The sequence below is a fragment of the Streptococcus intestinihominis genome (genome assembly GCF_046824975.1).
Taxonomy (GTDB): Bacteria; Bacillota; Bacilli; order Lactobacillales; family Streptococcaceae; genus Streptococcus.
Genome location: NZ_JBKQBL010000005.1, coordinates 12,224 through 14,691, shown reverse-complemented (window position 1 = coordinate 14,691; position 2,468 = coordinate 12,224). Strand labels below are relative to the sequence as shown.

Here is a 2,468-nt window from a genome sequence, read left to right as displayed (position 1 = left end):
GCAAGGATGCCAGCATTGACTGGGCTATCGGTGTCATGAACGAGGGAAATGTCGTTGCTGATTTTGATAGTGACTTGATAGGAAATGGAAGCCATGCAGACCTTAAGGTTGTAGCCTTATCTAGTGGGCGTCAAATTCAAGGGATTGATACCCGTGTAACCAACTATGGTTGCAATTCAGTAGGGAATATTTTGCAACATGGTGTCATTCTTGAAAAGGCAACCTTGACCTTCAACGGGATTGGCCACATTATCAAGGGAGCTAAGGGAGCGGATGCCCAACAAGAAAGCCGTGTGTTAATGCTTTCTGATCAAGCACGTTCTGATGCCAATCCAATTCTTTTGATTGATGAAAACGATGTGACAGCAGGTCACGCGGCTTCTATCGGTCAAGTTGACCCTGAAGATATGTATTATTTGATGAGCCGTGGCTTGGATCAAGCAACTGCAGAACGCCTAGTGGTTCGTGGCTTCCTTGGATCAGTGATTGTGGAAATTCCAGTTAAAGAAGTTCGTGAAGAAATGATCCAAACCATTGAAGATAAATTATTAAAGAGATAAAGATGATAGATGTCGAAAAGATTCGGAAAGATTTCCCGATTTTAGATCAAATTGTGAATGATGAGCCACTTGTCTATTTGGATAATGCAGCGACGACACAAAAACCAAAAGCTGTCTTAGAAGCTGTGAATCGATATTACCAAGAGGATAATGCCAATGTTCACCGCGGGGTTCATACCTTGGCCGAACGGGCGACCGCGTCCTATGAAGCAGCAAGAGAAACGGTCCGTCGTTTTATAAACGCTTCCTCGACCAAAGAGGTCTTGTTTACGAGAGGGACTACGACAGGTTTGAACTGGATTGGGCGGTTTGCAGAGGAAATCCTCGAAGAGGGGGATGAGGTCCTCATCTCTATTATGGAACACCATTCCAACATCCTTCCTTGGCAGGAAGCTTGTCGGAAGACAGGGGCAAAGTTGGTCTATGCCTACTTGAAAGACGGTGGTCTGGATCTAGAGGATTTCCGAGAAAAATTGACAGATCGAACCAAATTTGTTTCCATTACCCATGCTTCTAACGTACTCGGGGTAATTAATCCTATCCAGGAACTCGCTCAATTGGCTCATGAAAAAGGAGCCATTATGGTAGTGGATGGGGCCCAATCAGTCCCTCATATGAAAATTGATGTTCAAAAGCTAGATGCAGACTTCTTTGTCTTTTCCGGGCATAAAATGGCTGGACCGACAGGGATTGGAGTCTTGTATGGAAAAGAGCACTATCTCAACCAAATGTCACCTGTTGAATTTGGTGGGGAAATGATTGACTTTGTCTATGAACAATCCGCAACTTGGAAGGAACTCCCTTGGAAATTCGAAGCAGGGACTCCAAATATGGCTGGTGCTATTGGTTTAGCTGCGGCGATTGATTATTTGGATGCCATTGGCATGGATGCCATTGAGCATCACGAGCAAGACTTGATTGCCTACGTCTTTCCTAAACTTCAAGCGATTGAAGGCTTGAAAATCTATGGCTCCCAAGATTTAGCGAAACGCTCTGGGGTGATTTCCTTCAACTTAGGGGATCTGCATCCTCATGATCTTGCGACTGCCTTGGATTATGAAGGGGTTGCCGTTCGGGCAGGCCACCATTGTGCTCAACCTTTGATCCAGTATTTGGAGGTTCCAGCGACTGCTCGAGCTAGCTTTTATCTCTACAATACAAAGGAAGACTGTGATAAGTTTGTAGAAGCGCTGATAAAAACAAAGGAGTTTTTCAATGGCACTTTCTAAATTAGATAGCCTCTATATGGCTGTAGTAGCTGACCATTCAAAAAATCCCCATCACCATGGAAAGATTGAAGGGGTTGAACAAATCAACTTAAACAATCCAACCTGTGGCGATGTGATTAGTTTGTCTGTTCAGTTTGATGATGAAGGAGTAATCAAAGACATTGCCTTTGTCAACTCAGGTTGTACGATTTCGACGGCTTCTGCTAGTATGATGACGGACGTTGTCCTAGGAAAATCCAAAGAAGAAGTGCTAGAGTTGGCGACTATTTTTTCAGAAATGGTCCAAGGCAAAGAAGATGCCCGTCAAGACCAGTTGGGAGATGCAGCCTTTTTAGCTGGGGTTGCTAAATTTCCACAACGGATCAAGTGCTCGACCCTGGCTTGGAATGCTCTCAAAAAAGCAATCGATGCTCAAGCCTAATGATGAATAAAAGTGATGAAGATTCAAGTCTGTTTTTTAACCGAGCTTCTGGTGAGAAATGATATCAACATTCGGCTGCTGATGGTCCAGGCTAGAAAAAGTAATCACATGTAAAGAGCGCTAAAAAGAAAATGAAAGGAAAGATATGACAGAAGAAAGAGTAGAACCAAAACCAATTGATCTTGGTGAATATAAATTTGGCTTTCACGATGATGTAGACCCAATCTTGTCAACAGGAAAAGGGTTGAATGAATCGGT

Annotated in this window: 3 protein-coding genes; all 3 read left to right on the top strand. The window is 43.6% G+C overall.

Annotated elements, in window-relative coordinates:
• Positions 1–560, top strand: a 560-nt coding sequence (locus ACLOR3_RS08220; RefSeq protein WP_412037138.1) for a SufD family Fe-S cluster assembly protein, incomplete at its 5' end; no start/stop codon positions are given.
• A 2-nt stretch (positions 561–562) separates the two neighbouring features.
• Entirely contained in the window at positions 563–1,789 is a 1,227-nt protein-coding gene (locus ACLOR3_RS08215; protein WP_411400876.1) for a cysteine desulfurase, read from the top strand.
• A complete protein-coding gene (gene sufU / locus ACLOR3_RS08210) occupies positions 1,776–2,210 on the top strand; it encodes a Fe-S cluster assembly sulfur transfer protein SufU (RefSeq protein ID WP_048714758.1) in 435 nt (144 codons plus the stop codon). The genes ACLOR3_RS08215 and sufU overlap by 14 nt, the downstream gene beginning before the upstream one ends.
• Positions 2,211–2,468: the final 258 nt, after the last annotated feature.

Coding starts and splice junctions, on each gene's coding strand:
- sufU (WP_048714758.1), top strand. CDS start 1,776: ATGGCACTTTCTAAATTAGATAGCCTCTATATGGCTGTAGTAGCTGAC.
- ACLOR3_RS08215 (WP_411400876.1), top strand. CDS start 563: ATGATAGATGTCGAAAAGATTCGGAAAGATTTCCCGATTTTAGATCAA.